At 72.7% G+C, this 25,370-nt stretch carries 19 protein-coding genes and 1 pseudogene; 10 read left to right on the top strand and 10 right to left on the bottom strand.

The window, feature by feature from the left end:
• Positions 1 to 484 precede the first annotated feature (484 nt).
• The 9 genes from rpmH (at position 485) to MT994_RS02435 (ending at position 7,573) form a co-directional block, all read left to right on the top strand.
• On the top strand, positions 485 to 622 hold the full coding sequence (rpmH, locus tag MT994_RS02475; RefSeq protein WP_034225701.1) for a 50S ribosomal protein L34: 138 nt from the start codon (positions 485 to 487) through the stop codon (positions 620 to 622).
• Between the two features lie 6 nt (positions 623 to 628).
• On the top strand, positions 629 to 997 hold the full coding sequence (gene rnpA / locus MT994_RS02470; RefSeq protein WP_031315171.1) for a ribonuclease P protein component: 369 nt from the start codon (positions 629 to 631) through the stop codon (positions 995 to 997).
• A complete protein-coding gene (yidD, locus tag MT994_RS02465) occupies positions 994 to 1,329 on the top strand; it encodes a membrane protein insertion efficiency factor YidD (RefSeq protein ID WP_021479903.1) in 336 nt (111 codons plus the stop codon). Before rnpA ends, yidD begins: the two co-directional genes overlap by 4 nt.
• A gap of 61 nt (positions 1,330 to 1,390) precedes the next feature.
• On the top strand, positions 1,391 to 2,476 hold the full coding sequence (gene yidC, locus MT994_RS02460; protein WP_354804985.1) for a membrane protein insertase YidC: 1,086 nt from the start codon (positions 1,391 to 1,393) through the stop codon (positions 2,474 to 2,476).
• A 39-nt stretch (positions 2,477 to 2,515) separates the two neighbouring features.
• Complete coding sequence (locus MT994_RS02455; protein WP_354804984.1) at positions 2,516 to 3,043, top strand: R3H domain-containing nucleic acid-binding protein; 528 nt, start codon at positions 2,516 to 2,518, stop codon at positions 3,041 to 3,043.
• Between the two features lie 413 nt (positions 3,044 to 3,456).
• Positions 3,457 to 4,119, top strand: a complete 663-nt coding sequence (gene rsmG / locus MT994_RS02450; RefSeq protein ID WP_354804983.1) for a 16S rRNA (guanine(527)-N(7))-methyltransferase RsmG — start codon at positions 3,457 to 3,459, stop codon at positions 4,117 to 4,119.
• 115 nt (positions 4,120 to 4,234) lie between these two features.
• Entirely contained in the window at positions 4,235 to 5,407 is a 1,173-nt protein-coding gene (locus MT994_RS02445) for a ParA family protein (RefSeq protein ID WP_354804982.1), read from the top strand.
• Positions 5,404 to 6,762, top strand: a complete 1,359-nt coding sequence (locus MT994_RS02440) for a ParB/RepB/Spo0J family partition protein (protein ID WP_354804981.1) — start codon at positions 5,404 to 5,406, stop codon at positions 6,760 to 6,762. Before MT994_RS02445 ends, MT994_RS02440 begins: the two co-directional genes overlap by 4 nt.
• A gap of 673 nt (positions 6,763 to 7,435) precedes the next feature.
• Positions 7,436 to 7,573 carry a hypothetical protein gene (locus tag MT994_RS02435; RefSeq protein WP_354804979.1) on the top strand — a complete coding sequence of 46 codons (138 nt, stop codon included), beginning with the start codon at positions 7,436 to 7,438 and terminating at the stop codon, positions 7,571 to 7,573.
• A gap of 1,351 nt (positions 7,574 to 8,924) precedes the next feature.
• On the opposite strand, the gene MT994_RS02430 is transcribed toward MT994_RS02435, so the two are convergent.
• The 8 genes and pseudogenes from MT994_RS02430 to MT994_RS02395 form a co-directional block, all read right to left on the bottom strand.
• Positions 8,925 to 9,851, bottom strand: coding sequence for a D-alanine--D-alanine ligase (locus tag MT994_RS02430; RefSeq protein WP_354805095.1), 927 nt, complete (start codon positions 9,849 to 9,851; stop codon positions 8,925 to 8,927).
• Between the two features lie 199 nt (positions 9,852 to 10,050).
• Positions 10,051 to 11,379 carry a PLP-dependent aminotransferase family protein gene (locus tag MT994_RS02425; protein WP_354804977.1) on the bottom strand — a complete coding sequence of 443 codons (1,329 nt, stop codon included), beginning with the start codon at positions 11,377 to 11,379 and terminating at the stop codon, positions 10,051 to 10,053.
• Positions 11,380 to 11,514: 135 nt separating this feature from the next.
• Positions 11,515 to 11,847 carry a thioredoxin gene (trxA, locus tag MT994_RS02420; RefSeq protein WP_021479912.1) on the bottom strand — a complete coding sequence of 111 codons (333 nt, stop codon included), beginning with the start codon at positions 11,845 to 11,847 and terminating at the stop codon, positions 11,515 to 11,517.
• A 39-nt stretch (positions 11,848 to 11,886) separates the two neighbouring features.
• Positions 11,887 to 12,915 (bottom strand): thioredoxin-disulfide reductase, encoded by a 1,029-nt coding sequence (gene trxB, locus MT994_RS02415; RefSeq protein WP_354804975.1) that lies wholly within the window; start codon positions 12,913 to 12,915, stop codon positions 11,887 to 11,889.
• 353 nt (positions 12,916 to 13,268) lie between these two features.
• Positions 13,269 to 15,128, bottom strand: a complete 1,860-nt coding sequence (locus MT994_RS02410) for a protein kinase family protein (RefSeq protein ID WP_354804973.1) — start codon at positions 15,126 to 15,128, stop codon at positions 13,269 to 13,271.
• A 98-nt stretch (positions 15,129 to 15,226) separates the two neighbouring features.
• Positions 15,227 to 17,149: a murein biosynthesis integral membrane protein MurJ gene (gene murJ, locus MT994_RS02405; protein ID WP_354804972.1), complete on the bottom strand. Its 1,923-nt coding sequence runs from the start codon at positions 17,147 to 17,149 to the stop codon at positions 15,227 to 15,229.
• On the bottom strand, positions 17,146 to 19,419 hold the full coding sequence (locus tag MT994_RS02400) for a DUF6049 family protein (RefSeq protein ID WP_354804970.1): 2,274 nt from the start codon (positions 19,417 to 19,419) through the stop codon (positions 17,146 to 17,148). The genes murJ and MT994_RS02400 overlap by 4 nt, the downstream gene beginning before the upstream one ends.
• A gap of 134 nt (positions 19,420 to 19,553) precedes the next feature.
• Positions 19,554 to 20,135 (bottom strand): annotated as a pseudogene (locus MT994_RS02395) (NUDIX hydrolase); the annotation flags it as partial.
• A gap of 152 nt (positions 20,136 to 20,287) precedes the next feature.
• On the opposite strand from MT994_RS02395, the gene MT994_RS02390 reads away from it, so the two are divergent.
• Positions 20,288 to 21,742 carry a CCA tRNA nucleotidyltransferase gene (locus MT994_RS02390; protein ID WP_354805093.1) on the top strand — a complete coding sequence of 485 codons (1,455 nt, stop codon included), beginning with the start codon at positions 20,288 to 20,290 and terminating at the stop codon, positions 21,740 to 21,742.
• A gap of 132 nt (positions 21,743 to 21,874) precedes the next feature.
• Here MT994_RS02390 and MT994_RS02385 read toward each other — a convergent pair whose 3' ends face one another.
• Positions 21,875 to 23,437, bottom strand: coding sequence for an MDR family MFS transporter (locus MT994_RS02385; protein ID WP_253705708.1), 1,563 nt, complete (start codon positions 23,435 to 23,437; stop codon positions 21,875 to 21,877).
• A gap of 327 nt (positions 23,438 to 23,764) precedes the next feature.
• Positions 23,765 to 25,096, bottom strand: a complete 1,332-nt coding sequence (locus MT994_RS02380) for an MFS transporter (RefSeq protein WP_051027944.1) — start codon at positions 25,094 to 25,096, stop codon at positions 23,765 to 23,767.
• Between the last annotated feature and the right edge of the window lie 274 nt (positions 25,097 to 25,370).

The raw sequence follows: 25,370 nt of genomic DNA, 5'->3' as shown, positions 1-25,370 counted from the left end.
TGACGGGCCGGGCGGGGGTGCGCCGACGAGGAGAAGGTCACGGATGGGGTGATGCTGGGGTCGATCGTGCCATGGGAACCCCTCATCCACATAGTTGTCCACAGGCTGTGGGTTGTAGGGTGAGGATGCTCTCACCGGCAGGATGCCGGGATCCGGGACGACGCCGCGCCATCGTCGCACGCGGCGGAGTTCACCCGTCGTGGTTTGACCCGGAGGGGTCGCGCAGCGTAACGTCAGACAGCCGTTCCAGGTGTTCTTGGCGCGCCCGCGTGGAGGAAACTCGACGCGAGGCCTCCACGTCAGGAGCTGCCTGCGAGGACCCGGTGCCCCCAGCAATGGCCATCCGGTCCGCGCGCCTGAGCGGTGACCGGGCGGGGAACCGTCCGGCGCACGACCCGAACCACCGGCAGGAGCCAACCGGAGCCTGTCACTGCATCGTCGAGGACATAGACGGTGTACCTCCCCGACGTTCTTGGAGTACCTCGTGAGCAAGCGGACCTTCCAGCCGAACAACCGGCGCCGGGCGAAGACCCACGGCTTCCGGCTGCGCATGCGGACCCGCGCCGGCCGCGCCATCCTGGCTGCCCGCCGCCGCAAGGGCCGCACCGAGCTCTCTGCCTGATCGCACGTGCTCCCCGCGGCGCACCGACTGCGCCGTTCCGTCGATTTCGAGCGGGCGGTGCGCCGCGGCGTGCGTGCTGGTAGGTCGACCGTGGTCGTGCACCTCTCGGAGGATCCCGAGGGCGCTGCTCAGCCGCAGGTCGGCTTCGTCGTCTCCAAGGCAGTGGGGAACGCGGTGCACCGCAACCTCGTGAAGCGCCGACTGCGTGCCGCCACGGCGTCGCGCCTCTCCGTGCTGCCCGCGCACGGGCGCGCCGTCGTCCGCGCGCTTCCCGGAGCGGCGCTCGCTTCCTTCGAGGAGCTCAGCGCCGACCTCGACAGCGGTCTCGTGCGTGCGACCCGTCGGCTCGACGAGCGAGCGGGCGAGCGTCGATGACGACGACCCACCCGCCGCGCGTCCCTGCGCCGTCCTCGCCCGAGGAGCCGGGGACCGACGAGCGCGGCATCGTCCGCCGGGTCGTCGACCTGCTGCGCCGGGTCCCCGCCCTCACGCTGATCGGCATGATCAGGGCCTACCAGTCGGTGATCTCCCCGATGACCGGGCCCACGTGCAAGTACTACCCGTCCTGCTCCCAGTACGCCCTCACGGCGGTGCGTCGTCACGGCGCCCTGCGCGGAACGGGCCTCGCCCTCTGGCGGCTGCTGCGCTGCAACCCCTGGAGCCTCGGTGGGGTCGACGACGTTCCGCCGGCACGACACACGCACTAGTCCGTAGCCCGATCCCCGGGCGATTCATACGCTTTGTCTGAAGTTGAGGGAGCAGTCACCGATGGACTTCTTCGCGTTCCTCGCCCCGATCGAGTGGGTCGTGGCGTGGATCATGTACCTCTGCCACCAGGGTCTCGTGTTCCTCGGGTTCTCCGACGGCCCGGGCCCGGCGTGGGTCCTGTCGATCGTCGGCCTGGTCATCATCATCCGCATCCTGCTGATCCCCTTGTTCTTCAAGCAGATCAAGGCGTCGCGCGGCATGCAGATGCTGCAGCCGGAGATGCAGGCGATCCAGAAGAAGTACAAGGGCAAGACGGACCCGGCGTCCCGCGAAGCCATGAGCCGCGAGACGATGGACCTGTACAAGAAGCACGGGACGAACCCCTTCGCCTCCTGCATGCCGATCCTGCTCCAGTCGCCGATCTTCTTCGCGCTCTTCCGGGTGCTGAACGGCCTGGTGCCGATCTCCGACGGCTCCTCGAAGCCGATCGGTCCCATCGACGCGTCCGTGGCGTCTGACATCGAGAGCTCGTCGGTTTTCGGTGCGCAGCTGTCCGACGTCTTCCTCCGCACCGACGACCTCCAGACGAAGATCGTCATCGCGGTCCTCATCATCGCGATGTGCGCGACGACGTTCTTCACGCAGCGCCAGCTCACGATGAAGAACATGCCGAAGGCCGCCCTCGAGGGCCCGATGGCCTCGACGCAGAAGATGATGCTCTACGTCTTCCCCTTCATCTTCGCCGTCTCCGGCGTGAACTTCCCCGTCGGTGTCCTCGTCTACTGGACCACGACGAACCTCTGGTCGATGGGTCAGCAGTTCTACACGATCCGACGTATGCCGGCCCCCGGTTCGGAGGCGGAGCGCCTCCTCAAGGAGCGTCAGGCGCGGAAGCGTGCGGCGAAGGGCGTCGTCGAGGACGCGACGCCGGTCATCGAGCAGCCTCGCGGCCAGCGTCAGCAGCCCAAGCGCAAGGACCGCCAGAAGAGCGCCCCTCGTCCCGTCGGGACGGTGTCCGCGACCACCCCGGAGGATGCCCCGGTGGAGGACGCCCCGGCGGACAAGCCGGCACCGGGCGGTGCCGCGAAGGGCGGGTCCGGGACCGGCGCGTCGAAGCCCGCGCCCAAGAAGAAGAAGCAGAAGTAGACCTGCGCCCGAGCGCGCACGTGCCGTGAGGAGCAACGCATGACGCCTACCGAGACGCCCGCGCCCGACGCGACGTCCACCGAGGAATCCGCCCCGGAGACCACCCGACTCGAGGAGGAGGGGGAGATCGCGGCGGACTACCTCGAGGAGCTCCTCGACATCGCGGACCTCGACGGTGACATCGACATCGACGTCGAGCGCGACCGGGCCGCTGTCGAGATCGTCGCGGACGACCCCGCCGCTCTGAGCTCTCTCGTCGGCGACGACGGCGAGGTGCTCGATGCGCTGCAGGAACTGACGCGCCTCGCCGTGCAGGCCAGGACGGGGGAGCGGAGCCGCCTGATGCTCGACGTCGCCGGCTTCCGGGCGGGCCGCCGTCGTGAGCTCACGGCGCAGGCCGCAGAGGCGATCGAGCGCGTGCGTGCCGAGGGCGCCAAGGTCTCGCTCGAACCGCTCAACGCCTTTGAGCGCAAGGTCATCCACGACGCCGTGGCCGCAGCCGGGCTGCGGAGCGACTCGGAGGGTGTCGAGCCGCAGCGCTACGTCGTCATCTACCCGGCAGGCTGACACCGCCGGAGTCGACCCCACCGCTTCTTCGCCCCGCGTTTCACGTGAAACGCGGGGCGAAGTGCGTTCCTGAGGGTGTGCAGGTGCCCACAAGCTCCGCGCGACTCTCGGCGCGAAGGTCCTGACGATCCCGTCGGCAGGGGAACGCACAGGAGCTGCGGGGCGCGACGAGCGCCCGGTGACGGAGCGTGTGCGGTCCAGGGCAGATGCCGCCGTGCTTGACAGCGTTCGCCACGTGGTGACGACCGCCGTTCCTCGGGTCGGCGTGGAGGAGCGTGACGACGATCCTCGGAACGCGAAGGACCGTGGTCAGAGCGCGCCGAACCTCGCTCCACACTCGGTGGGCCGCGCACGCTCGACGTCGTTTCACGTGAAACGATGAGGCGTTCGCACACGAGGAGGCAGACGACCCGATGCAGCACGAGGCCGCAGGCAACGAGGAGCCGGACATCCCCCGGGAGGCGTTGATCGAGTACTTCGGTGACTCGTTCGTCGTCGTCGAGAAGTTCGCCGAACGGTTGCGCAACGAAGGCGAGCTGCGCGGTCTCATCGGACCGCGGGAGGTTCCGCGCATCTGGGACCGTCACATCCTGAACTCGGCCGCCGTCGTGCCCTTCCTGCCCAGGACCGGGCTGATCGCCGACGTGGGATCGGGCGCCGGCCTGCCGGGCGTCGTGATCGCCGCCATGCGCCCGGAGGCGACCGTCTACCTCATCGAACCGATGGAGCGACGCTGTGCCTGGTTGACGGAGATCGCCGAGGACCTCTCCTTGCCGAACATCGAGGTCAAGCGAGGCCGAGCCGAGGAGTATCACGGGGCGTTCGAGTGCGACGCGGTGACGTCACGAGCTGTAGCGGCACTCGACAAGCTCGCGCGACTGTCGCTCCCGCTGGTTCGACCTGGCGGCGAGATGATCGTTCTCAAGGGTCGTAACGTGAGTCGCGAGATCGATCCGGCGCGGAAGGTTCTGCGCAAGCTCAAGGGGTCGGAGCCGGAGATCATCGAGGCACCGACGCTCCCCGGTGTGGAGACCACGACGGTCGTTCGTATCGTGCGGCAGACTGGATCCCGCTGATCTGGGGAACGGGTGCCGAGGGCGTGAGCGACACGCCCGATCTCGGCCCCGAGATCCGTCGAAAGCCATGGCGCACGGCGGATGCTGAGAGGCGACGACGGAGAGGATGAGACGCGTGACGCAGAGCCCTGTGGGCCCCGACGGCTCCGAGGAGCAGGTGGCGCTCTCCCACGACGGGGAGGGCGATCGGAGCATGGGAACCGAGGACGACCGCCGGGCAGCGCTGATGGCGAGTCTTCCCGTCGCCGACGAGTCGACGCCGTTGGCGGCCCAGCTCGCGGAGGACGCTCGCCGTCGGATCGACCTTCACGGACGTCGCTTCCCCCGACCGGTGACGACGCGGATCATCACCGTCGCGAACCAGAAGGGCGGCGTCGGGAAGACCACGACGACAGTGAACCTCGCCGCCGGGCTGGCGATGGCCGGGCTCAACGTCCTGGTAATCGACAACGATCCTCAGGGAAACGCGTCGACCGCTCTCGGCGTCGAGCATCGTGCGGGGACGCCGTCGGTCTACGAGGTTCTCGTCGATGGCGACCCGTTGGCGAGTGCGGTGCAGCAGTGTCCCGACATCCCCACCCTCTGGTGCGTCCCGGCGACCATCGATCTGTCGGGTGCAGAGATCGAGCTCGTGTCGCTCGTTTCACGTGAAACACGGCTTCGTCGTGCGCTCGACGAGTATCTCGCCCAGCGTGAGCGCGACGGCATCGAACCCATCGACTACGTACTGGTGGACTGCCCCCCGAGCCTGGGCCTCCTGACGGTGAATGCCTTCGTGGTCGGCCGGGAAGTGCTCATCCCGATCCAGTGCGAGTACTACGCCCTGGAAGGCCTGAGCCAGCTCCTCAAGACGATCGAGCTGATCAAGGCGCACCTCAACCCCGGGCTCCATGTCTCGACGATCCTGCTCACCATGTACGACGGCAGGACGAACCTTGCGCAGCAGGTCGCCAGCGAAGTCCGCGAGCACTTCCCGGAGCAGACGCTGCCCACGACGGTCCCACGCTCCGTGCGCATCTCGGAGGCCCCGAGCCATGGGCAGACGGTCATGACCTATGACCCGGGGTCGACGGGGGCTCTCGCGTACCTCGAAGCGGCCCGCGAGCTCACACAGCGAGCGGAGAACCGTAGCGACGAGGGGACGAACGAGGACCGTCAACGGAACGCCGACTTGCGGCCACCCCAGGTCCTTCCGGGGTCAGCACATTCCGGTTCCACGTCTCACCACGATCATGAGTTCGCCGGCACCATCGGTGGTCCCGGCCTGCGGCAGGAGGAACAGCGATGAGCGAGAAGCGCCGAGGGCTCGGTCGAGGACTAGGTGCCCTGATCCCGACGAGCTCCGAGGGCAGGCGGCCCGTCGACGTCTTCTTCCCGAGCCCTGCCACGGACGAGGCGAAGCACCACGAGACGGCTGGCGCCGCAGAGAGTTCTGTCGACCAGCAGACCGAGGAGGCGGCAGCCACCACGAGTGTGACGACGCTGGTGGCGGACGCGGACGCGGACGCCGGGCCTGCTGACCTCGCGTCCCTCACCTCGCTCTCGGACGCGGACCTTGCTGAACTGGATGCCGTGGCGGCGGGGGACACCGCCGACTCGAGCGCGCGCCCCGCGCCGACTCGTGACTCGTCGACGGCAGACTCGCCGACGGCAGACTCGGCGACGACGGGCACAGTTTCACGTGAAACGACGCCGGACTCCAGCCCGGAGGCGAGCAGGGAGCAGAACTCCGCAACGGAGCCTGGTGACTCTTCACCTGCAGGATCGACCAGCGTGGAGGAGTGGGCAGGCGGGGCCGCCGACGACCTGGTGCCCGTTCCGGGCGCGCGGTTCGCCGAGCTCCCGACCTCGTCCATCCGACCCAACCCGCGGCAGCCGCGCACCGTTTTCGACGAGGGCGAGCTCGATGAGCTCATCGGTTCCATCCGTGAGATCGGCGTGCTCCAGCCGATCGTCGTGCGCCCGGTGCCGGGGGAGTCCGGCGCGTATGAGCTGATCATGGGCGAGCGCCGCTGGCGGGCGACGCAGGCAGCGGGTCTCGATGTCATCCCGGCCATCGTCCGTGAGACCGACGATGCCGACCTGCTGCGCGACGCGCTCCTGGAGAACCTGCACCGCAGTGCTCTCAATCCCCTCGAAGAGGCGGCCGCGTACCGGCAGCTTCTGGACGACTTCGGCTGCACCCACGAGGAGCTGGCGGACCGCATCTCGCGAAGCCGTCCGCAGATCTCGAACACCCTGCGTCTGCTGCGCCTGCCTCCGCTGGTACAGCGTCGGGTTGCTGCCGGAGTGCTGTCGGCAGGACACGCCCGGGCGCTCCTGGGGCTCACGGACGGTGCGGAGATCGAGCGTCTGGCGCAGCGCATCGTCGCCGAAGGCCTCTCCGTGAGGGCGACGGAGGAGATCGTCGCGATGGGCGGTCTGGACGGGGAGCGTCGCCCGCCGCGAACTCCTCGGGCCGGTCAGCGGTCCGCGGCGATCGACGAGCTCGCGCATCGGTTGTCCGACCGCTTCGAGACGCGCGTCAAGGTCGACCTGGGCAAGAACAAGGGCCGTCTCACCGTGGAGTTCGCCTCCGTCGAGGACCTCAACCGCATCCTGGATGTCATGGCGCCCGACGACCCGGGTCTGTTGCGGAAGTAGACGACGATCGCGCCGGTCCTTCCGGCGAATCTGCGTCGACCAGCGTCGGCTCTCGGGGATCACCTAGCGGGGCGGGTGCGCACGCCATACGGCGAGTGCACCCGCCCCGCTGGTCTATTTGGAGGACGGACCGCACCTCGTCTCCTCCGCATTCTTGCGATGAGACGCCTGAGCCGGCGTCACCGGCGCGCGTCTGAGTCGCATGACCAGCAACCCCTGTGTCGGCCGGTCGCAACAACGCCCTGTGCCCGTGGTGCATGGTGAGGGAACTGCGCATCTCAAGCCCACCCGCCTCGAGAAGGGGGAAGGAAGACCGCCGTGTGAAGCACGAGGTTGTTCGGCGTGTGCCGGAACGCCTCGCTGCCGAGGACGGTCGTGTCTCGATGGGCTGCCTTCGCTCACACCCTTCGCGCACCGTGTACACGTGACGGTAGTGGTTTCCGCCCGGAGGGAAGGGCGGATGTTTCACGTGAAACGGCGGACGAGCGGCCGCGCGCGGGCGTACGCCGTGGAGCGCTCGCGGCTCGGCGGACCCGGCTTCGCCGACGCTTCGCCGGGAGCGCCTGCATCGCGTACGCGCGCGAGGTCGTGGCGCTCCGGCTCGGGCTGACGCCGTCGCCGTTCGCCGCGTTCCTCGTCGCGCAGGGGTCGAGAACTCATCACGGAGCAGGCTGTGGTCTCGACGTGCTTCACGTGGAACAGGTCCGGGACGACGTGGCTGCTGGTCGGCTCCACGACGGCAAGCGAGCAGACGGCCGACGCCGACCTCCTCATGCGCTGGCGCCGCCCGTCCATCGTCGAGGCAGCGTAGGTCCGCGGCGCTCTCCGATCGGAGACGCTCGCGTCGGAGGCGAGCCCGAACGATCCCCGGACACGTTGGGCAGAGCAAGCGCTCCGTGACATGGCCGCTCTGGCACCCCACCAACGGGTCGATGTGCGGGGCGGCGTCTCGGCTGTTCCTTGCGGCAGAGGCCGAGGACCCCCGACACCACGCAGATGCTCTGACGACGGGATGGCTCTTGAGCGGGGCGGGCCTCGTGTCTTCGACGACGGGCCGCAGAGCTGCCGCTCGTGGCTAGGTGGCCAACGGCGTCTCGATGCCGCTGCCGTGCACCGCCGGCCGACGCCGGGCGTCGGGCGTCGGTGGACGGTCCGGTGGAGTCCTCTCGTGAGAACACAGTGGCGTCGCGGTTGGCCCGTACGCGGACGGGCCGGACAACGCGGCGTCTCTCGCTCACGCGCCGCGACCGGCTGTTTCACGTGGAACATCGGAAGGTCGTGGCACCGTCCGATGCGGCTGAGCTGGACGCCGCGCACCTGCCCGCACCGCGTCGTCCGACTCCGCATGTGAAGCGCCAGGGCGCGCGACGCATCGGCGGGGCTGGATGCCACAGCCCGGCACCGGGGGAGGGGAGGGGCTCTCGTGATGCGCCGACAAGATCACCAGGGGTGGACCTGGATGCAGGGGAGGTCAGAAGTGCGGCCGTCGGGGACGCCGCCGCGTGAGGCTCGTTCTTCCCCCTCGCGACCATCCTGGCCCCGCTGCGGTCGTGGACGGTCAGCGGCATCACGCACCTATACGGGCGAACCCCCGCCCACCCGAAACCTTCGCCTCCGTGGCTCTGCTGCACCGTGCGCGTCGCTGTGGTCAGGAAAGCTCTCCGCTTTCGGCGAATGAGACAGCACAGGTGCGTCCACGCGAACCAGAGGTCTCCTCGCTCCGCGAGCGCGACGCCGTGCGCCGCCCAGTCCATGGGCGCGGGTCCGGGAACGCCGGCCAGGGAGACGCGCGGGCGGCGCCGGGCCGACTGCTCGGAGCGTCGGCCCGCTCGAAGTCGGCCGGTCCCATCAGGGGCGTTTCACGTGAAACGACGCGCCTGTCGGCGATCCTGAGCCGGCCTGTCGGAAGGGCGCGAAGGTCCTCCGTACGAGGTCATGACGAGAACGTGGGTCGGCCCGGGAACGAACGTCTGCGCCGAGGTCGGGATGGGTCGCATGAATCGGTGCTATCCCGTCTGGCCGCCGCATCCGCGAACACCGCCGCGGCAGCCCGTGGCATCACCGTGGCTCTCGCTCACCAGTGCCGCCGGAGAGGGCCGAAAACGAGCAGCGCCGCTGTTTCACGTGAAACAGCGGCGCCGGTCAGCAAGGCGGGAAAGGAATCAGTGCCGGACGTGCGCGTTGACGAGAGACCGGTAGAGGTGCCCGAGATCGAGTCCGGCAGCGCGTGCCGCCTGGGGGAGGAGGGACGTCTCGGTCATCCCCGGCGCGACGTTGACCTCGAGGAACTGCACGACCCCGTCAGCGTCGAGGATGACGTCCGTCCGGGAGAGGTCGCGGAGACCGAGCGCGGAGTGGGCCCGAACGGCGACCTCGCGGACGACGCCGAGGATGTCGTCGTCGAGCCGCGCCGGTGCGAAGTACTCGGTCCGGCCCGGGTTGTAGCGCGCGTCGAAGTCGTACGGGCCCGTCGTGACGATCTCGACCGGCGGCAGGGCCTCCGGACCGCGGCCCAGGTCGACGACGCTCACGGCCAGCTCGACACCGCGGATGGCCTGCTCGATGAGCGCGACCTCGCCGTACGCGAAGCAGTCCACCATGGCGCGAGGAAGCTGGTCGGCTCGCTCGACGAGCGTGACGCCGAGCGCGGACCCGCCGTGCGTCGGCTTCACGACGAGCGGCAGCCCGAGGCGTGCGACGACCGCGTCGAGCACGGGCTGGGCGCCGAGCTCGCGGAACAGGCTCTGGGGGAGGGTGACGTACTCCGGGGTGCACAGACCGGCGCCGAGGACGACGTTCTTCGCGACGGGCTTGCTCCAGGCTGCCCGGCTCTCGCGCGGACCGGTGCCGACGTAGGGCACGCCGACGAGCTCGAGGACGTCGCGGATCGAACCGTCCTCTCCACTGGCACCGTGGAGGAGCGGCCAGACGACGTCGGGTCGTGCGGACTCGAGGAAGGGGAGGAGGTCGGCGTCGACGTCGTGCACGGTCACCTCGAGACCGGCGGCGCGGAGGCTCTCCGCGACACGGCGCCCGGAGCGGAGCGAGACGTCGCGCTCGTGCGAGAGACCGCCGGCGAGGATGGCCACGTGCCCGCCCGGGGGGACGTCGTCGTCGGGCCGGAGAAGGTGAAGGTGCTGGTCAGGGCGCTGCGCGTCCGTCGAGGTCGTGCTGTCGGCTACGCCGCTCGTCGTGGGGCTGCCCGTGGTCGTGTCCACTGGTGACGGACTCCTGTTCGGTGCCGCGGCCGCCCGGTGGGGCGGCCGCGGCGTCGTGTGGTGAGGGGCTTCAGGCCAGGTTCGGCGAGGGGTTCTCGACGTCCGTGACGTCGGGGTCGAGCTCGGCGTTGGTGCCGAAGATCTCGACGAGCTCCTGCTCGGCGTTCACGACGCCCGCAAGGCGACGGACGCCCTCGCGGATCCGCTCCGGGGTCGGGAAGCAGTAGGAGAGGCGCACGTGGCTCGCGCCCGTGCCGTCGGCGTAGAACGCGGTCCCGGGGACGTAGGCGACGCGCGCGGTGACCGCGCGGGGGAGCATGGACCGCGCGTCGAGCCCGTCAGGAAGCTGGACCCAGGTGTAGAAGCCGCCGTCGGGCACCGTCCAGCGCGCCGAGGGGAGGTGCTCGGCGAGGGCGCCGATCATCGCGTCGCGACGCTCGCGGTAGAGCTCGCGGAACTGCTTGATCTGGCCCTTCCAGTCGCACGTGTCGAGGTAGGCGGCGATGGCGAGCTGCGACGCGTTCGACGGGCACAGGATCGCGGACTCGCTGGCGAGCACGAGCTTCTCGCGGACGGCGTGCGGCGCGACGACCCAGCCGACGCGGTAGCCCGGGGCGAAGGTCTTCGAGAACGAGCCGAGGTAGAGGACGCCGTCCTCGTCGAGGGATCGCAGCGCGGGGAGCGTCTGGCCGTCGAAGCCGAGCAGCCCGTAGGGGTTGTCCTCGATGACGAGGACGCCGTACCGCTGCGCGATCTCGAGGATGCGCGGTCGGCGCTCGGCGGTGAGGGTCACGCCGGCGGGGTTGTGGAAGTTCGGGACGGTGTAGAGCAGCTTGACGCGACGCCCGTCGGCGGCGAGGCGCGCGAGCATCTCCTCCAGCGCCTCCGGGACGAGCCCGTGCTCGTCGAGGGGCACGTGCACGACGTCGGCCTGGTACGACCGGAACACGCCCAGCGCCCCGACGTAGCTCGGCGCCTCTGCGACGACCACGTCGCCCGGGTCGATGAAGATCCGCGTGACGAGGTCGAGCGCCTGCTGCGAGCCGGTCGTCACGACGACGTCGTCGGGGTGGCACTCGATGCCCTCGAGCCGCACGACGTCGAGGATCCGCTCGCGCAGGGTCTCGTCGCCCTGACCGGAGCCGTACTGGAGCGCCGTGGCACCGCGCGTCGCGACGAGGCGCTGCATGGTGTCGGCGATCTGGTCGAGGGGGAGGCCTTCGAGGTACGGCATGCCGCCGGCGAGCGACACGACCTCCGGCCGGTTCGCGACCGAGAACAGGGCTCGGATCTCCGACGCTCGCATCCCGTGCGCTCGCTCTGCGTAGGCACCGAACCACGGGTCGAGGCGGGTGCCGCTGGGAGCGGGCTGCTGCGAGGGAGTCGTCGGTCCAGTCACGATCCCCAGTGTGGCACGGAGGATCGGGGGATCGCGTGAAGACGCCGGAGGGCGGACCACCGTGCTGGTGGCCCGCCCTCCGGCGTGCGTGGTGAGAGGTCGCTCGCAGACCGTGCGGTCGCGGGAGGCGACGGCTCAGACGGTCGTGGCGAGCACGGCGTCGATCTCCTCCGTGAGCGCCCGCTTGGGGCGCGCACCGATGATCGACTTCTGCAGCTCCCCGCCGACGTAGACGTTGAGCGTCGGGATCGACACGATGCCGTAGGCGGCGGTCGTCTCGGGGTTCGCGTCGGTGTCGAGCTTGGCGATCTTGATCTTGCCGTCGTACTCCTCGGCGAGCTCCTCGAGGATCGGCGCGACCTGGCGGCACGGGCCGCACCAGGTCGCCCAGAAGTCGACGAGGACGGGGACGTCGGACTCGAGGACCTCCGCGCGGAAGGTGGCGTCGGTGACGGGGACGGTCGACATGGTGAACCTCCTGGGGACGTCGGTGGCTGCGGTGCGGGGTCAGGCCTGGAGCTCGGCGAGCGCCTCGGGCAGCTCGTCGGGGTTCGGCGTCTGCGGGGTGCCGGCGAGGTCGGCGAGGCCCGCAGCGTCCGCGAGCTCGGTGAGGTAGCGCTGCGCGTCGAGAGCGGCGGAGCACCCCGAGCCGGCGGCGGTGATGGCCTGGCGGTAGGTGTGGTCGACGGCGTCGCCGCACGCGAACACGCCCTCGAGGTTGGTCGCGGTGGTGCGCCCGACGACCTGGATGTAGCCCTCGTCGTCCAGGTCGATCTGACCCTTGACGAGCTCGGTGCGGGGCTCGTGGCCGATCGCGACGAACAGTCCGGTCGCGGGGAGCTCGCGCTCCTCGCCGGTCACGGTGTCGCGCAGCGTCACGCCCTCGACCTTCTTGTCGCCCTCGATCCCGGCGACCTCGCTGTTCCAGGCGAACTCGATCTTCGGGTCGTTGAGCGCGCGTTCGGCCATGATCTTCGACGCGCGCAGCTCGTCACGACGGTGCACCAGCGTCACCTTCTCGGCGAAGCGGGTGAGGAACGTGGCCTCCTCCATCGCCGAGTCGCCCCCGCCGACGACCGCGATGTGCTGGTCGCGGAAGAAGAAGCCGTCGCACGTCGCGCACCAGGACACGCCGCGGCCGGACAGGCGCTTCTCGTCGTCCAGGCCGAGCTCGCGGTACGCGGACCCGGTCGCGAGGATGACGGCGCGGGCGCGGTAGGTGTCACCGTTGCCCGTCACGACGGTCTTGACCGGCCCCTGGAGGTCGAGCAGCGTGGCGTCGTCCCACTCGATGCGCGCGCCGAACCGCTCGGCCTGCTTCTGCATGTGGTCCATGAGCTCGGGGCCCATGATCCCGTCGGGGAACCCGGGGAAGTTCTCGACCTCGGTCGTGTTCATCAGCGCACCGCCGGCGGTGACCGACCCCGCGAGCACCAGCGGGGACAGGCCCGCGCGCGCCGCGTAGATCGCCGCGGTGTACCCGGCGGGACCGGACCCGACGATGATCAGGTTCTGGACGGCTGACTGCTCGGTCACGTGCTGCTCCTCGGATGCTCGGTGCGTGGCGGCCGACCACGCGAGAGTGTGAACGCCGCCGGGGCGGCTTCTGTTCCACGGTACGGGGGTTCGCGGGTCGGCGGGTGCTCGGCTCACCGTGGGTGCGAACCGACCGGCACCCGGCTCGCCACGGCGATGGTCCCGGCGCCGGCCCGCGGCCGTGCCGGCCGCCACGGTGCCGTGGGCGGGCGCTCCACGGCCCCGTGGCGGCAGAGCGACGGGCGGCCGGCGACGTCGCACGTGCCCGCGACGAGCACCGCACCGCGGGCACGGGCACAGCGGCAGGCGACGTCGCGGACCGTGGGGGACCCGGCGTCGGGCCCCCCACGACGTCAGGAGACGAGGATCTCGTTGATCTCCGCGCGGTACTCGCCGGCCGGGTTCTGCGGCAGCTCGGTGAACCACAGGACGATGGACTCGGCCTCGACCGGCTGCTCGAAGGTGAACGTCGCACCGGGGGAGAGCGGCCCGGAGGCGAGCACGGTGCCCTCGGTGGGGGTGTCCGGGCTCGTCGCGCGGATCTCGACGTTGCCGCCGTTCGTCGCGGTGTCGATGACGATCGACGAGACGGGAGCCTTCTCCTCCAGGGTGACGGCGAAACCGATCCCCGAGCGCAGCCCGGCGAAGTCCGCCGCGTTGTAGCGCCGCGAGATCCACGTCGTGTCCGGCTGCTGGTCGTAGGCCAGCGACGCCAGCTCAGGGTGCTCGCCGTCGTTGTTGCCGGCGGCGTCGCCCTCGGGGTCGAGCGCGGTGCCGGACGCGATCATCGGGCGGACCTCGGGCGCAGGCGGTGCCTCCTCACCTGCGGAGGCGTCGCCCTCACCGCCCTCGGCCGGTGCCTCCGACCCGCCCGCGGTGGGCTCGTTGGTCTGCACGGCGGGGCCGAAGCCGTCGAACGCCGTGTTGACGGCCCAGACGACACCGCCGACGACGAGGGCCAGCACGAGCACGAGGACGATCGGGGTCGCGTTGAACCGTCGCGGCCCGCGCCGCGACGGGACGGGCTCGCTCCAGGCCTGCGCGGCGTCGGGACCGGCGGGCGGGGGCGGCGGGGACGCCGGGTCGTACGGCAGGGGGACGGTGCCCGCGTCGTAGCCGACGGGCGGCGGCGGGACCGAGTACGCCTCGGCGGTGGGCGGCGGCACGGCGGCGGTGGCCCCGGTCGCCGCGCCGGCGGCGAACGCCGCTCCCGCGACCGCACCGGCCGACCCGGGCACCGCGCCGACGCGGTGGATGCGTCCGGTCGTCGGACGGCGGACGGGCGGCGCGGGCGGCGGCGTCCCGGGCGGCGCGCTCGCTGCGCCGTCGAACGCCGTCCGCACCGACTGGCGGCTCACACCGGCGGCGGGCTGCACGAACGCGGGCAGCGCCGCGACGACGGAGACCTCGCCCCAGGGCTCGACCGCACCCACGACGTCGGCGGGCGAGCGCGGACCCTCTCCCAGGGGCGTCGCGGTCCACTCCGCGGCGGTGCCGTGGGTGCCGGCGAAGGTCTCGGCGCACAGCTCGTCGAGCTCGGCGGGGACGTCGGGACGGACGTGCGAGAGGGCGAGCACGCTGTCGCCCGCGCGCTGCGCGGGCAGCGGGTGGATGGAGTCCGCCGCGATCCAGGGGACGTCGAGGGACGGCCCGGCCCAGCGGGCCGTCATCGCGTAGTAGAGGAGCGCGACGAGCCCGACGGCGTCCGCGCGCGAGGTCTGCTCGGCGTCGTGCTGGTCGTGGCCCGCCACGCCCGCGTCGAGCCCGAGGCCTGTAACGAGCACGCGGCTGCCGTCGACGCGCACCGCGTCCGGGCGCAGCGCGAGATGGTGGACGCCGCGGCGACGGGCGACCTCGAGCGCTGCGGCAGCCTCGCCGACGATGGCGCGCGCCTGCTGCGGGTCGACGATCCCGCCGGCGACGACCTCGCTCAGCGTGATGCCCGTGTAGCGCTCGGTCACGACGTACGCCACGCCGTCCTCGGACCCGACGTCGAGCACCCGCGTGAGGCGCGGGTCGACGACGAGCGCCGCGCGTCGTGCGGAGTCGAGCGCCTCGGCGACGTGCGCGCCGGTGACGACCGAGAGCCGCACCGGTCGGTCGAGGATCTGGTCGTGGGCCGACCATGCCGTGACGTCCGACAGGTCGGACGCGAGCTGCTCGTCGAGCCGGTAGCGCGCGACGAGCAACGTTCCTGGGGCCACGCCGTTCACCGGACCTCCTCCGTGTGGGACTCGTGGTCGAGACCCCATGGTACGCGGGCCCGGATTGCCCCCGTATCACCGGATACCCGCACGTCAGACGTGTCGCGTCACCGGCGGACGAGGCGTCTGACGCGGCCCACGAGCGGTCCCGCGAGCTGGTCGAGCTCCCGCACGCGCATGAGCTTGAGGCCGCCCGCGTAGACGAGGCCCATCACGGTGCCGCCGACCGCCACGACGACGACCGACTGCCACCACGAGAGCCCGTAGATCCCGTCGGCGGGGTCGCCCGAGAGCACGACGAAGGCCCGCAGCACGCCCCACCCGGCGACGGCGCTCACGAGCGCGGCGAGGCCGGCCTTGACGTGCAGGCGGAGGATCCGTGCGCCGTCGAGCCCGTGGAGGGTGCGCCGCAGGCCGACGGTGCGGAGCCCGACCGCCACGAGGTTGGACAGGCTCATCGCGAGGCCGATGCCCACGACCCACAGCTGGGGAGGGAGGACCTGCGTGCCGAGCCACGACACGCCGACGAGCACGAGCGTGCCCGGCACCTGGATCCAGAAGACCGTGCGCCCGTCCTCGAACGCGTAGTAGACCCACTTCATGAGGACCATGCCGCCGAGCGGCACGAGCCCGAGCGCCATCGCGCGCAGCACCATGGACACGGCCTCGCCCGAGGCGGCGTCCACCGAGGGCACGAGCAGCTTGGTGACGGGCAGGGCGAGGACGACGAGGACCGCCGTCGCGAACACCGTGAACACGCCGACGGTGCGCACGCCGCGCGAGAGGTCGTGCCGCACGCGCGCGAGGTCGCCGGCGTGGGCGGCCGCGCTCATGCCCGTGAACAGCGCCGTCGCGATGGAGACGGTCACGAGGGAGTGCGGCAGGAGGTAGATCATCAGCGCCTGCGTGTAGGCCGCGTTGCCCGCGACGGCCAGCGCGTCCGAGAAGGCGCCGGGGGCGCCCGTCACGAGCCCGGTGACGGCGCCCAGGGTCCCGGGGTCGTCGCGGTAGGCCCCGAACGTCTGCGCGAGCGCCGCACGGGGTGCCTCGCTCGCGAAGCGCGTCGTGAACAGGACACCGACCTGCTCCAGGAGGACGGCGGCGAACGTCCACAGGGCCACCTGGCCCGCGGACCGCAGGCCGATGCCGTGGAGGCCGAACCGCAGGTGCCAGCGGAAGCCCGCGCGCCACAGCGGGACGACGAGGATGAGCGCCTGGGCGGCGACGCCGAGCGTCGCGGTGCCCGCGAGGAGCGCGATCTTGGTCCCGTCCCACTGCGTGAGGTCGTCGACGTTCCCGGTCGCCGCCGGGCCGTACAGCGCGATGAACGCCGCGAACCCGGCGATCGACACGACGTTGTTGAGCACGGGCGCCCACATGAACGGGCCGAACTGCCCCCGCGCGTTGAGGACCTGCCCGAGCAGCGTGTACAGGCCGTAGAAGAAGAGCTGGGGCGTGCACCAGAACGCGAACGCGACGGCGAGCGACGTCTGCGGTGCCGTCCAGCCCGGTCCCGTGTACAGCGCGACGAGGATGCTCGAACCGGCCGTGAGCAGCGCGGACAGCGCCAGCAGGATCACGCCCGAGAGCGTGAGCAGCTTGTCGAGCCGTTCCTGCGTGTTGCGCGCGCGGTAGGCGCGCACGATCTGCGGGACGAGGACGGCGTTGAGCACGCCGCCCGCGAGGATCGCGAAGAGGACGTTGGGGATCTTGTTCGCGACGTCGAACGCGTCCGCCACGAGGCCCGTCGTGCCGATCGCGGCGACCAGCAGCACGTTGCGCACGAGGCCCAGGCCGCGCGAGACGAAGGTGCCGGACGCCATGAGCGCCGACGACCGGCCGAGACTCCCCGTGCGGGGCGCCGGGGCCTCGGTGGCGCCCGCCTCCGCGGTCTCGTCGGGGGTGCCCGACGCCGCGGGGTCGCCCGGGAGCGCGCCTTCGATCCTGGGGACGGCGTCGCGCGTCGTCCCCGGGCGAGAACCTCGCCCGGCACCCGCGGGACGGACGTGCCGCGGCTGTCCGGGGCTCACTCGACGCGCTCCTCGTCACGCCGGGGCGGTCCGCTAGGCCCGCTCGGCGCCGCGGCCGGCGGGTCCTGCGGCGACGGCTGGTCGAGCGTGGCGCCGGCCAGACGACGGGGCGAGCGACCCCGACGCACGGTGCGCCAGATGCCGGCGAACAGGGCGATGACGAGCAGGACGGCGACGACGACCGTGCCGACGGACTCCCAGTCGGCCCGCACCCGGACCACGAACTGCTGCGGCTCCGCGACGCGCACCTGGGGCTGCGCGGCGCTGACGAGCTCGACCTCGACCGTGACGTTGCCGCTCCCGAAGCCCTCGACCGGCACCCCGACGCTCGCCTCGGTCGGGACGAGGTCGCCGTCCGCGTCGCGCGTCGCCGCCGGGATCGTCACCGTCGTGCGCTCCGGGGCCCGCAGCCGGGGGTCGTCCGGCCGGAGGACGACCTGGACCGTCGCGTCCTGCGTGAGGGTGCTGCGCACCCGGACCGGCAGGTCCTCCTGCTCGGCGACGAAGAAGAACGACGAGCGCGTCTCCACCGAGAGCCCGCCCCGCACCGCGGCGGACCGCTGCTCGGCCTGCTGGACGGCGAGCGTGCGCGACGGCGGCGCCGCGCGGTAGGCGACGGCCGTCGGCGTGACGAACGCGGGCTCGAGCGGGCGCGTGAGCGCCGTCGGGTCAGCCGCGACCGTCGCGAACGCGGCGAGCTCCGCGCGCGACCGGTCGAGGGACCGGAGCTCGGCGGCACCGATCTCGCCGTCGGCGGGGGCGTCCTCGGGCAGCGACGCGCGGTCGACGGCGGGCGGCTCGACCGCGAGGAGCTGGTCCACGGGCGCGAGGTCGACCCAGCCGGAGTCGCGCAGCGCGTCGAGCCGCGCCGTGAACAGGCCGGGCTCAGGCTCCCACGACCGGGGCAGGGCCGCGAGGACGTGTCGCTGGTCGGCGGGGCGCTCGCGCGCGATCACGGCCGTCTCGGCGAGCAGGCGCTGCGTCGCGGAGACGCCGGAGCCGTCGCCGGCGGAGAGCAGCGCGGTGAGCACCGGGTCGGCGACGAGCGCCGTGACCGGTCCCGCGGACGTCGTCACCGTCGCGACGCCCGAGGGCGTGTACGTGAGCGACTCGTCCGGCGCGAGGCCGCCCGGGCCGACGACCGTCGCGGTCGCTCCCGACGCGACGGCGAGCGTCGTGGTCGCGAGGTCGGGGACGGCGTCGGCCGGCCAGGCGAGGTCGGTGCGCCACCCGTTCGTCGGGTCCGGGGGCGTGGGGGCCCCTGTGTCCGCGGCGTCGTCGTCGCCGTCGGTCGTGCCGTCGGCCGCGGTGCCCGACACCGGGTCGGACGAGGTGCCCGACGACGGCAGCGGCGTCCCCTCGGGCAGCGCGAGGCCCGCGTGCGCGAACGCCGCGACGTCCGGGTCGTAGGCGCGCAGCGCGAACGTGGAGCGCCCGGCGGTCGCCCCGCTCACGGCGTCCGCCCAGGCGTTCACCGCCGGGTCGGCGGCGACGGTGGCGGCCGCGAGCAGCGCCGGGTCGGCGACCCAGCCCACGTCGGACGTCCCGCCCGTCGCGGCGAGCAGGCGGCCGAGCCGTCCTTCGCTCGCGACCGCGGCCGAGAGCGCGTCGTCGTACGCGACCGGGTCGGGGTCGACCGGGGGGCCCGTCACCGCCGCGACCACGCTGAGCCGCACGGGGGACACGTCGTCCGCCGGGGCCCGGAGCGCGAACGTGCGCTGCACGGCGAGGCGCGTACCGCCGTCGGACACGGCGACCGCCAGGCCGCGCGGGCCCGGGTCGTTGCCCGTGCCGAGGCCGAGCTCGGCGGCCGACGCGGAGAGCGTCACGTCGGCGCTCTCCCCGGGCGCGAGCGGCCGCCCGACGTCCTCGGCGGCGACGGTGGCGCCGACACGCCCGTCGAGACCGGTCGTCGTCCAGCTCTCGAGCGCGGACCGCGTGCGCAGCGCGCGGCGGTCGACGCCGAGGGTCACCGCGGGGGAGCCGAGCGTCTGCTCCGTCCCGTTCGTCACGCGCGCGGTGACGGTGAGGGTGCTGTCCGGCGCGAGGACGGTCGGTGCGAACGACGTGAGCTCGAGCGTCACCGCGTCCTCGCCCTCCGGGACCGTGTCGGCCGCAGCGGGCGGGGCCGCCGTCGTGCCGCCGAGCAGGACGCCGGCCGCGACGACCAGCGTCAGGAGCAGGGCGACGAGCAGCCGTACGGACGGACCGCGGAGCGAGACCGGCGCGGCGCCGGGAGGGCGCGCACCGCTGCGGGAGGAGGGCGTCATGAGTGGTCGGTCGAGCTCCGTGGGGCGGGCGGTGCCGGGCCGCCGCGGCCGTCGTGCGGGTGGCCGTGCGGGCGGACGATCGTCCGGGTCACCCTACTCTCGACCACCCCGTGGAACCGCGTGCGACGGCCCTCGAGGACGCCCTGCGCGACGACGGCGATGCGCCGCTCGTTCGGGTACGCCAGCCGTGCGGGGAGGTCCGCGACCGGGATCCAGGCGACGTCCTCGGCCTCGCCGTCCGGGTCGCCCTCGACCGTGAGGTACCCGCCCGTCGCGCGGAGCAGGAAGTGGTGGACGACCTTGTGCACGCGCCGGTCGTCGCCGGTGAACCAGTAGTCGATGACGCCGAGGGGCTCCTGCACCGCGCCGCGGATGCCCGTCTCCTCCGCGATCTCGCGGACGGCCGCCTGCTCCGGCGTCTCGTCGCCCTCGAGGTGGCCCTTCGGCAGGCACCACTCCAGGCGGCCCCCGCGGTTGCGCCGCGCGATGATCGCCGCGCACGGGTGACCACCGTCGACCGTGATGACGAGCCCGCCCGCGGAGACCTCGTCGACCACCGGGAGCGGCGCCGGCGCGGGGCCCGGTCGCGAGCGCGGGTCGATGCGGAGGGCGTGGCCGCCCGGCGGGGCCGGGACGGGGGCGGGCTGCCCGCGGCCGTCGCCACGCCCGCCCGCCGGATCCCTCCGGGGTTCGTCGGCGTGCGCGGGGGTGGACATGGGTTCAACTTTACCGAGTAGGCACCCACCTCCCCGGGACCGGCTCCCCGGCGGGGGCGCCGCATCTGGCAGGCTTGGGTGTCGTGCCCCAGCCTTCGTCCCCCTCGCCGTCGCCCCAGCCGACACCGCCCGCGACGCCGCACGCGCTCGAGCTGCAGCGCCGGGCCCTCGCGGTGCTCACCGAGATGGCGCCCGCGGCGATCGAGCTCGGCGAGGCGTTCCGCGCCGCGGGCCACGAGCTCGCGCTCGTCGGTGGACCGGTCCGCGACGCCTTCCTCGGGCGGGCGAGCAACGACCTCGACTTCGCCACCTCCGCGTCGCCCGACGAGACCGAGGCGATCCTCGCGCGGTGGGGCGACGCACACTGGGACATCGGCAAGGAGTTCGGCACGATCGGCGCGAAGCGCTTCGGGCGGGGTGGCCCCGGTGACGACCTCGTCGTCGAGGTGACGACGTACCGGACGGACGAGTACGACCCGACGTCGCGCAAGCCCGTCGTCGCGTTCGGCGACACGCTGGAGGGCGACCTGTCCCGCCGCGACTTCACCGTCAACGCGATGGCCGTGCGGGTGCCCGACATGACGTTCGTCGACCCGTTCGACGGCCTGGGCGACCTCGCCCGCCGCGTCCTGCGCACCCCGATCGCGCCCGAGCAGTCGTTCGACGACGACCCGCTCCGCATGATGCGCGCGGCGCGGTTCGCCGCGCAGCTCGAGTTCGACGTCGACGGCGGGACGCTCGCCGCGCTCGTCCTCATGACCGAGCGCATCGAGATCGTCTCGGCCGAGCGCGTGCGCGACGAGCTGTCGAAGCTGCTGTGCGGCGCCGCGCCGCGGCGCGGGCTCGAGGTCCTCGTGGACACGGGCCTCGCCGACCACGTGCTGCCCGAGCTGCCCGCGCTCAAGCTCGAGATCGACGAGCACCACCGGCACAAGGACGTGTACGAGCACTCGCTCACGGTCCTCGACCAGGCCATCGCGCAGGAGACCGGGCCCGACGGCGCCGTCCCCGCCCCCGACCTCGTGCTCCGCCTCGCGGCGCTCCTGCACGACGTCGGCAAGCCGCCCACGCGCCGGTTCGAGGACGGGGGCGGCGTGAGCTTCCACCACCACGAGGTCGTCGGCGCCAAGATGGTCGCCAAGCGGCTCAAGGCGCTGCGGTACGACAAGCAGGTGGTCAAGGACGTCGCGCGCCTCGTCGAGCTGCACCTGCGGTTCCACGGCTACGGCGACGGCGCGTGGACCGACTCGGCCGTGCGCCGCTACGTGACCGACGCCGGCCCGCTGCTCGAGCGCCTGCACCGCCTCACGCGCGCCGACTGCACGACCCGCAACCGGCGCAAGGCCCAGCGGCTGCGCGAGTCGTACGACGACCTGGAGCGCCGCATCGCCGACCTCCAGGCGAAGGAGGAGCTCGACGCCGTCCGCCCCGACCTCGACGGGCAGCAGATCATGGAGATCCTCGGGATCCGCCCCGGGCCCGTGGTGGGCAAGGCGTACAAGCACCTGCTGGAGCTGCGCCTCGACCGCGGCCCCGTCGACGAGGAGACGGCGCGCGCGGACCTCCTGCGGTGGTGGGCCGAGCAGCCGGAGTCCTCGGCGTCCTGAACGTGGCCCGCGCGCGTGCGCGCGGGTGAGCGCTCGGGGCGAGAAGGAGCGGAGACACCGAAGGGGTGCCGCTCTCGGGCTGAGAGCGGCACCCCTTGTCGTGCTCGCGGGTCCGACGTCGTGCCGGACGCCTCAGACGTCGTCGGTGGCCAGGGCGGCCTCGACCTTCACGTCCGCGGTGCGCGCGTCCGTGGCGCGGGAGTCCCCGGTGCGGGCGTCCTGCGTGCCGGGCTGAGCCGGGCCGGGGCCGTGCGCCGGAGGCGCGCTGCGGCGCAGGAGGAACGACAGGCCGACGGCGACCAGCATGACCGCCGTGCCCCAGACGAACGCGTCGCCGACGCCCTCGGCCAGCGCCACCCGAGGCGACGCGCCCGCCTCGCCGTAGGCGATCGACCGCGACGTCATGACCGCGACGAACATCGCGGTCCCGGCGGCGCCCGCGAGCTGCTGCACCGTGCCGATCGACGCGGAGCCGTGCGAGTACTGGTGCGGCTCGAGCGACGAGAGCGCCGACGTGAACAGCGGCGTGAACATGAACGCGAGGCCCAGGCTCAGCGTGACGTGCAGCGCCAGGACGAACCACGGCGACGAGTCCGCGTGGATCGTCGTGAAGGCCGCGAGGGCCACCGCGACGACGCTCACGCCCGGGATGACGAGCGGACGCGGGCCCACCCGGTCGTAGAGCCGGCCGACGGTCGGGCCGAGCAGACCCATGAGGAGCCCACCCGGGAGCACGATGAGCCCGGTCGCGAGCGGCTCGAGGCCCATCGCGTCCTGGAGGAACAGCGGCAGGAGGATGAGCGAGCCGAACATCGCGACCATGCCGACGGCCATGATGCCGAGCGGCACGCTGAACCCGCGGTGCGTGAACACGCGCAGGTCGAGCAGGGCGCGGTCCTCGCGCTGCAGGACGATCTGCCGCCACGCGAACGCGGCGAGCGCGAGGACGCCGAGAGCGAGCGGCACGGCGGGCGGGACGACGGGCGTGTGGCGCGCGGCCTCGCCGATGCTCGACAGCCCGTAGACGAGCCCGCCGAACGCGAACGCCGCGAGGACCAGCGAGAACGGGTCGAGGCGGGAGTGCGTACGGTCTGCGACGTCCCGGATGTACAGGAAGCCGAGGAGGAGGGCGACGAGGCCGATGGGCAGCACGATGCCGAAGACCCACCGCCAGCTCAGGGAGTTGAGGATGAGGCCCGAGAGCGACGGACCGAGCGCGGGCGCGGCGGCCATGACGATCGAGATGTTGCCCATGACCTTGCCGCGGATGGCCGGCGGCACGAGCGTCATGATCGTCGTCATGAGCAGCGGCATCATGATGGCCGTGCCCGACGCCTGGACGACGCGCCCGACGAGCAGCCACGCGAAGCCGGGGGAGAGCGCGGCGAGCAGCGTGCCCGCGCTGAACAGCGACATCGCGAGCAGGTAGGCGCCGCGCGTCCCGAGCCGCTGGAGCAGGAACCCGGTCGCCGGGATGACGACGGCCATGGTCAGCATGAACGCCGTCGTGAGCCACTGGCCCGTGCTCGCGGTGATCCCGAGGTCGGCCATGAGCGGCGCGAGCGCCACGCTCATCGTCGTCTCGTTGAGGATCACGACGAACGCCGAGCCGAGCAGCAGCGCGATGACGAGGAAGTCCGCCCGGGGGAGGCGGTCGACGGCGGCCGAGGTGTCGTGGGTGGGGGAGGCTGTCACGGTGTGTCTCCGCTCGCGTCGGTGGCGGCCCGGGCGCAGGGTCGGACCCGGTCGGGGGGCAGGGTGCGCTGCAGGGCAGCGCGACGGTCGCGTGCGGGGGCACGCGACGACGGTGTCGGTTCGGTCGGCGGGGCCACGAGCAGGGTGACGCGACCCGGGACGGCCCGCGCGGCGCTCGCCGCGAGATCCGTACCCTGTACGACCATTCACCATCCTGCGTTATTCCCGCCGACGGTGACGACCTCTTTTCCGCCCCGGACTCATCGGTACGCCGAGGGCAGAAGGCGGCCCGCGCGCGTCGCGCAGGCGGTCGAGGGGAGGGGCGCGTCAGGCGGGGGACGTGCGGGGGGAGGCCCCGGCGTCGGGCACGACGGCGTCGCCCGGCTCGGACGGCGTGCGCGCGCCCCGCGTCCACAGGACCAGCGCGGCGACGCAGTACGCCACCGCCAGCACGGCGAACACGCCGCGCGACCAGCCCGTGTCCGGGAGCGTGAAGGCCGCGAGGGCCGCCGCGCCCACGAACGCCGCGTTGTAGAGCACGTCGTAGAACGCGAACGCGCGACCGCGGAACTCGTCGTCCGTGTCGCGCTGGACGATCGTGTCCACCGCGATCTTCGTGCCCTGGGCGGCCAGGCCCAGCAGCGTCGCGCCCGTGAACACCACCGCGCGCGACGGCGTCGTGACGAGCAGGAGCTGGCTCGCCGCCGCGAGCAGCAGCATGATCGCGATCCACACCTGCGGGCCGGTGCGGCGCGACAGGAACGGGGTGATGACCGCCGCAGCGGCACCCCCCACGCCCGTGAGCCCCACGACGAGCCCGAACGTCACGAAGCCCGCGTCCTGGTCGCCGGGGCTCAGGAGGTTGCGCGCGATGAGGATCGACGCGATGAACACCACGCCGTAGAGGAAGCGGTGCGTCGCCATCGCGAGCAGCGCCTGCCCCGGCGTTCGTCGCGCGACGAGGTACCGGGCGCCGTCGGCCAGACCGCGTGCGACTCGCGCGATCTCCGAGCGGATCGCGGACTCCGCCGGGCGCTCCGGGCCGAGCTGCGTGCGCCCGAGGCGCAGCGCCAGGAGCGACGCGACGCCGAACACGAGCGCCGCGCACACGAGCGCCGACGAGTCCTTGACCCGGCCCGGCTCGAACGCCAGCCCGAGCACCACGCCGATCCCGCCCCCGACGAACGCCGCACCCGCGCCGAGCGTCGGCGTGAGGGAGTTCGCCGTGAGGAGCAGCGGGCCGTCGACGACCCGCGGCAGGCCCGCCGAGAGCCCGGCGAGGAGGAAGCGGTTCACGGACAGCGCGGCCAGGCCCAGCGCGTAGATCCAGCCGCTCACCCCGCCCGTCAGCATGAGCACCGCCATGCCGAGCGTGATGACGACGCGCACCGCGTTGCCCCACGCGAGGACCTGACGCCGCTGCCAGCGGTCGAGGAACACCCCGGCGAACGGGCCGACGATCGTGAACGGCGCGAGCATCACCGCGAACGCGCCCGCGATGGCCGCCGCCGTGCCCTGCGACTCGGGGGAGAAGAACAGGAGCGACGCCAGGCCGACCTGGAACATGCCGTCCCCGGCCTGCGACACGAGCCGGACGGCGAACAGCTTGCGGAAGCCGTCCAGACGCAGCAGCGCCCGCAGCTCGGAGATCACACCCACGCGGTCACCCTACGTTCGTCGTCGTGCGGTCGGACATGCGGTTGTCCCCCGTGGGGCGTCGTGCGGCGGATCGGGGGCCGACGGCGCGGGTCGCCCCGGGGGGGCGGGCGGGGAGGCGCGCCGCGTCTACCCACCGCCGCTCGTCCCTCGCGGCTCCCGCCAGGCCCGCCACGACGCGGCGCGCTCCCCGCCCTCCCGGTGCCGTCTCACCTCGAGCGTGCCCGCGGCCGACGGCGAACCCTCGCCGGGCGAGGTAGAGCCCCGGTCATCCGGC

Origin of the sequence: Cellulosimicrobium sp. MI9406 (assembly GCF_040595865.1) — a bacterium.
Lineage (GTDB): Bacteria > Actinomycetota > Actinomycetes > Actinomycetales > Cellulomonadaceae > Cellulosimicrobium > Cellulosimicrobium funkei.
Note: the sequence above shows the minus strand (reverse complement) of the source record. Positions and strands in the feature narration are given on the sequence as shown.